The organism is Pseudomonas sp. P4_D7 (genome assembly GCF_056401755.1).
Genome location: NZ_JBFUIR010000043.1, coordinates 34,817 through 40,816, shown reverse-complemented (window position 1 = coordinate 40,816; position 6,000 = coordinate 34,817). Strand labels below are relative to the sequence as shown.

General features: G+C 58.8%; 6 protein-coding genes. 3 read left to right on the top strand and 3 right to left on the bottom strand.

Features of this window, described 5'->3' with window-relative positions; genetic code table 11:
• Positions 1–114 precede the first annotated feature (114 nt).
• The gene (locus tag AC1DVF_RS22890; protein WP_477783174.1) at positions 115–1,029 is read right to left on the bottom strand and encodes a DUF808 domain-containing protein; all 915 of its coding nucleotides are present in this window, start codon (positions 1,027–1,029) and stop codon (positions 115–117) included.
• Between the two features lie 135 nt (positions 1,030–1,164).
• On the opposite strand from AC1DVF_RS22890, the gene AC1DVF_RS22885 reads away from it, so the two are divergent.
• A complete protein-coding gene (locus tag AC1DVF_RS22885) occupies positions 1,165–1,770 on the top strand; it encodes a TetR/AcrR family transcriptional regulator (protein WP_007919931.1) in 606 nt (201 codons plus the stop codon).
• Positions 1,771–1,882: 112 nt separating this feature from the next.
• Here AC1DVF_RS22885 and AC1DVF_RS22880 read toward each other — a convergent pair whose 3' ends face one another.
• Both AC1DVF_RS22880 and AC1DVF_RS22875 read right to left on the bottom strand, forming a co-directional pair.
• On the bottom strand, positions 1,883–2,341 hold the full coding sequence (locus AC1DVF_RS22880; RefSeq protein ID WP_093439884.1) for an REP-associated tyrosine transposase: 459 nt from the start codon (positions 2,339–2,341) through the stop codon (positions 1,883–1,885).
• Positions 2,342–2,550: 209 nt separating this feature from the next.
• The gene (locus tag AC1DVF_RS22875; protein WP_016987506.1) at positions 2,551–2,991 is read right to left on the bottom strand and encodes a GlcG/HbpS family heme-binding protein; all 441 of its coding nucleotides are present in this window, start codon (positions 2,989–2,991) and stop codon (positions 2,551–2,553) included.
• A gap of 268 nt (positions 2,992–3,259) precedes the next feature.
• Between AC1DVF_RS22875 and gcl the strand changes: the two genes are divergently transcribed.
• Together gcl and hyi are read left to right on the top strand one after the other, a co-directional pair.
• The gene (gcl, locus tag AC1DVF_RS22870) at positions 3,260–5,035 is read left to right on the top strand and encodes a glyoxylate carboligase (protein WP_007919935.1); all 1,776 of its coding nucleotides are present in this window, start codon (positions 3,260–3,262) and stop codon (positions 5,033–5,035) included.
• A gap of 138 nt (positions 5,036–5,173) precedes the next feature.
• Positions 5,174–5,956 (top strand): hydroxypyruvate isomerase, encoded by a 783-nt coding sequence (hyi, locus tag AC1DVF_RS22865; protein ID WP_095050211.1) that lies wholly within the window; start codon positions 5,174–5,176, stop codon positions 5,954–5,956.
• The last annotated feature ends 44 nt before the right edge of the window (positions 5,957–6,000 follow it).

The window sequence follows — 6,000 nt, the reverse complement described above, 5'->3', positions numbered from 1 at the left end:
ATCCAATGTGGGAGCGAGCTTGCTCGCGAATGCGGTAGTCCAGTCAACATTTAAGTCGACTGATACTCCGCTTTCGCGAGCAAGCTCGCTCCCACATTTGTTTTGTGTCGCTGGTTAGCCCTTCACGGCTTTCCAGATTTTGCCGACAACGGAAACCACCGCCAACACCACAGCACCAGCGATGATCCCCGCCACACCATTGAGCAACATCGGCACCGCAAACCCGGCACTCCCCGCCGCGGCGCCAACGCCTTCAATCCAGTCATGCACGACCGGCACGCCATGGGTGAGGATGCCGCCACCGACCAGGAACATCGCCGCCGTGCCGACCACCGACAGGGTTTTCATCATGTACGGCGCGGCACTGAGAATGGCGCTGCCGATTTTCTTCGCCAACTGCCCAGGCTTTTGCGTCAGCCACAAGCCGAGGTCGTCGAGTTTGACGATGCCCGCCACCAGTCCATACACGCCCACCGTCATCACAATCGCGATACCGGACATGACGATCACTTGCTGAGTCAGCGAAGCAGTAGCCACGGTGCCCAGGGTGATCGCGATGATTTCTGCGGAGAGGATAAAGTCAGTGCGGATCGCGCCTTTGATCTTGTCTTTCTCGTAGACCACCAGATCGGTCGCCGGATCGGCTACCGCCTCAGTCAGTTGCGCATGTTCGACCTCGTCTTCAGCCTTGCTGTGCAGAAACTTGTGCGCAAGCTTCTCAAAACCCTCAAAGCACAGATACGCACCGCCGACCATCAACAATGGTGTCACCAACCACGGCACGAACGCACTGATCGCCAGCGCCGACGGCACCAGAATCAGTTTGTTGACGAACGAACCCTTGGCCACGGCCCAGACCACGGGGATTTCCCGTTCGGCACGCACGCCGGAGACCTGCTGGGCGTTGAGCGCCAGATCATCGCCGAGTACGCCGGCGGTCTTCTTGGCGGCCATTTTGCTCATCAACGCCACGTCATCCAGCACAGTGGCAATATCGTCGACCAGCACCAGCAAACTGCTTCCTGCCATGAATCCTGTTTCCTTTTATGTATGAATGGTGCGAAGCATAACGCGACCACAGACCACACGGGGCATTCTTGAGCGCCGCGCGAGGCCGGTGCTACCATGCGCAACCGCCAGAACAGGCAAGGAACCACCGGGTTTATGAGCACAATCCGCGAGCGCAACAAAGAACTGATCCTGCGTGCCGCCAGTGAGGAGTTTGCCGACAAGGGCTTCGCTGCGACCAAAACCAGCGACATCGCCGCCAAGGCGGGATTGCCCAAGCCCAATGTCTACTACTACTTCAAGTCCAAGGAGAACCTCTACCGCGAGGTTCTGGAAAGCATCATCGTGCCGATTTTGCAGGCCTCGACCCCGTTCAATCCGGACGGCGTACCGAGCGAAGTGCTGAGCGGCTACATCCGCTCGAAAATCCGCATCTCCCGCGACCTGCCCTTCGCCTCGAAAGTATTCGCCAGCGAAATCATGCACGGCGCCCCACACCTGAGCGCCGACCTGGTCGAGCAACTCAACGGCCAGGCCAAGCACAACATCGATTGCATCCAGAGCTGGATCGACCGCGGGCAAATTGCCCCGATCGACCCTAATCACCTGATGTTCAGCATCTGGGCCGCGACCCAGACCTACGCCGACTTCGACTGGCAGATTTCTGCGGTGACCGGCAAGGACAAGCTGGACGAGGCAGATTATGAAGCGGCGGCGCAGACGATTATCCGGCTGGTGTTGAAGGGGTGTGAGCCGGACTGATAGACCGCGGCGACTGCTTCGCGAGCAAGCTCGCTCCCACAGGGATTCGTGAACGCCACAGATCCAATGTGGGAGCGAGCTTGCTCGCGAATGGAGCGACTCGGTTAGCCTGTCAGACCCACATCGCATCCCACAGGGGATAGTCGCCAAACTTCTGCACTAAACCTGCCCGCAATGGGTTGGCCACGACATAACGCGCCATTTTCACCAAATCGTCTTCCCGCCTCAGCGCACGGTCATGAAATCCCTGCTGCCACAAACTGCCTTTTCTATCCGCAGCCATATTCACAGCCCGCGCGCTCAAGGATTTGGTCCGTTGCATCAGGTCACTCAAGGAACCTCGCTTCAAATCGATCAACCAATGAAAGTGGTCAGGCATAACCACCCACGCCAAAGAGTCGGCAAAGCCCTGCTCTTGGGCGCGTCGAAATTGGTCAACGACCAACCTGCCCAACGCAAAATCGTGGAAAACAGGTTCGCGATATAGGGTATTGGCAGTCAGCAGATAAATTCGGTTGGGCTCGTCGTAACGACCAAAGCGCAAGCGATGTGAAGCGGACAGTTTCGGCATTCCTTTGCCCCTTTCAAGAGATGACCTGAAAGGTTAGATCTGTACACGGGGAGGAAGCGTCAAGACTGTTAGCCAGATGTGTCCGTTGAATCGCCTTCGCGAGCAAGCTCGCTCCCACAGGGGATTTGAGGTGTTCACACTTTATGTGACAGAACACAAACCTGTGGGAGCGAGCTTGCTCGCGAAGACTTCAGTTCAGACGCTAAAGATCAAGCAGCCACCCCCGCATCCGCCCTCAACTCCAACGCCTCCACTGCCCTGATCGCCACCTGCTCATCAATATCCGACAAATCCCCGCTAATCCCGATCGCGCCCAGCACGTTCCCTGCCTGATCCCGAATCAACACACCACCCGGTGCCGGCACGACGCTGCCCTGGCCCATGCTGTTCAGCGCGGCAATAAAGGCTGGGCGTTGTTGCGCGTCGAGTGCCAGCAGGCGTGAGCCTTTGCCCAGCGCGATGGCGCCCCAGGCTTTGCCGATGGCGATGTTCGGGCGTAGCAGGCTGGCGCCGTCTTCGCGTTGCAGGGTGATCAGGTGGCCGCCGGTATCGAGTACCGCGATGGTCAGCGGCGCGGCATTGATGCCGCGCCCTGCGTTGATGGCTTCGTTGACCAGGTTGACTGCGACTTTCAAGGTTAAAGCGCTCATGGTGCCGTCCTCATTTTGTTATAGGGAAAGTCGTGGGCCTGCGGTTTTCTGCCGCAGGCCGATGCAACAAATAGAACACAATGAGTTATTTTTTTGTATACAATAATTCTCGAAAAGCGCCACATGCGACGAAAAGCCACAGTCCGACAGGCTTCCGACGAATGAAACAGGCGCTTGAGAAAATGGATTGACCTGCGCCGTCCGCCGTGAATACACTCTGCGCAAAGCCACTTGTATACAATTACAAAACGTAAAGAGGCACAAAACCATGAGCAAAATGAGAGCAATCGAAGCCGCCGTTCTGGTGATGCGCCGTGAAGGGGTTGATACCGCTTTTGGCATCCCGGGCGCTGCCATCAACCCGCTGTACTCCGCCTTGCAGAAGGTCGGTGGCATCGATCACGTCCTTGCTCGCCACGTTGAAGGCGCCTCGCACATGGCCGAGGGCTACACCCGCACCAAGGCCGGCAACATCGGCGTGTGCATCGGTACTTCCGGCCCTGCCGGTACCGACATGGTCACCGGGCTCTACAGCGCCTCGGCCGACTCGATTCCAATCCTCTGCATTACCGGCCAGGCACCCCGCGCCCGTATGCACAAGGAAGACTTCCAGGCTGTCGACATCACCAGCATCGTCAAGCCAGTCACCAAGTGGGCGACCACTGTTCTGGAACCGGGCCAGGTGCCTTACGCGTTCCAGAAAGCGTTCTTTGAAATGCGCTCCGGCCGTCCTGGCCCCGTGCTGATCGACCTGCCGTTCGACGTGCAGATGGCCGAGATCGAATTCGACATCGACGCCTACCAGCCGCTACCGCTGGCCAAACCGACTGCGACCCGCGTTCAGGTCGAGAAGGCTTTGGCTTTGCTGGATCAGGCTGAGCGTCCATTGCTGGTGGCCGGCGGCGGCATCATCAACGCCGACGCCAGCGATCTGCTGGTTGAATTCGCTGAGCTGACCGGCATCCCGGTGATCCCGACCCTGATGGGCTGGGGCACTATCCCGGACGATCACCCGCTGATGGTGGGCATGGTTGGCCTGCAGACTTCGCACCGTTACGGCAACGCGACCATGCTGAAATCCGACGTGGTGTTGGGTATCGGTAACCGTTGGGCCAACCGTCACACCGGTTCGGTTGACGTTTACACCGAAGGTCGCAAGTTCATTCACGTCGACATCGAAGGCACGCAGATCGGTCGTGTGTTCACGCCGGATCTGGGCATCGTTTCCGACGCCGCTGCAGCACTGACCGTGTTCATCGAAGTGGCGCGTGAGTGGCAAGCCGCCGGCAAGTTGAAAAACCGCAGTGCCTGGCTGCAAGACTGCCAGCAGCGTAAAGCCAGCCTGCATCGCAAGACCCACTTCGACAACGTGCCGGTCAAACCACAGCGCGTTTACGAAGAAATGAACCAGGTGTTCGGCAAGGACACCTGCTACGTCAGCACCATTGGTCTGTCGCAGATTGCCGGCGCGCAGTTCCTGCACGTCTACAAGCCGCGTCACTGGATCAACTGTGGCCAGGCCGGTCCGTTGGGCTGGACCATTCCGGCAGCGCTGGGCGTGGTAAAAGCCGATCCGAGCCGGAAAGTCGTGGCCCTGTCGGGGGACTATGACTTCCAGTTCATGATCGAAGAACTGGCGGTCGGCGCTCAGTTCAAACTGCCGTACATCCACGTCGTGGTGAACAACTCGTACCTGGGTCTGATCCGTCAGGCCCAGCGCGGGTTCGAAATGGACTACTGCGTGCAGCTGTCCTTCGATAACCTGAACGCGCCGGAACTCAACGGTTACGGTGTTGACCACGTCGCAGTGGCTGAAGGCCTCGGCTGTAAAGCGCTGCGTGTATTCGAACCGTCGGAAATCGCCCCTGCCCTGCGCAAGGCCGAACAGATGATCGAAGAGTTCAAGGTGCCGGTGATCGTCGAGATCATTCTGGAGCGTGTGACCAACATCTCCATGGGCACCGAGATCAACGCCGTCAACGAATTCGAAGACCTGGCGCTGGTCGGCAACGATGCGCCAACGGCGATTTCGCTGCTTGATTAACTGCTGACCGCTGATCGTTCCCACGCTCTGCGTGGGAACGCAGCCCGGGACGCTCTGCGTCCCAAAGCGGACGCAGAGCGTCCATTGAGGCATTCCCACGCAGAGCGTGGGAACGAGAATCTAGAACGGGAGACCACCATGCCGCGTTTCGCAGCCAACCTGTCCATGCTGTTCACCGAACAGGATTTCCTTGCCCGTTTCGACGCCGCCGCCAAGGCTGGTTTCAGCGGTGTCGAGTACCTGTTCCCGTACGACTTCAGCTCCGCTGAAATCAAAGCCAGGCTCGACGCCAACGGTCTGACCCAAGTGCTGTTCAACCTGCCGGCCGGTGACTGGGCCAAGGGCGAGCGCGGTATCGCGTGCCTGCCGGATCGGGTTGAAGAGTTCCGCGCCGGGGTCGATCTGGCGATTGCCTACGCGCAAGTGCTGGGCAACACCCAGGTCAACTGCCTGGCCGGTATTCGTCCGCAAGGCGTTGACGATGCCACCGTGGAAAAGACCTTCGTCGCCAACCTGAAATACGCCGCCGACAAGCTGCAGGCAGCGGGCATCAAACTGGTGATGGAAGCGATCAACACCCGCGACATTCCGGGTTTCTACCTGAACAACACAGCGCAAGCCCTGTCGATTCGCGAGCAGGTCGGCAGCGCCAATCTGTTCCTGCAATACGACATCTATCACATGCAAATCATGGAAGGCGATCTGGCCCGCACCCTGCAATCGCACCTGGGCGAGATCAACCATGTGCAGCTCGCGGACAACCCGGGGCGCAACGAACCAGGCACCGGTGAAATCAACTACCGCTTCCTGTTCGAACACCTCGATCGCATCGGTTATCAGGGGTGGGTGGGCTGTGAATACAAGCCGCTGACCACCACCGAAGCAGGCCTCGGCTGGCTGAAAACCCATAACGCAATTTAAGAACACTGCAAAAACCCTGTGGGAGCGAGCTTGCTCGCGAATGC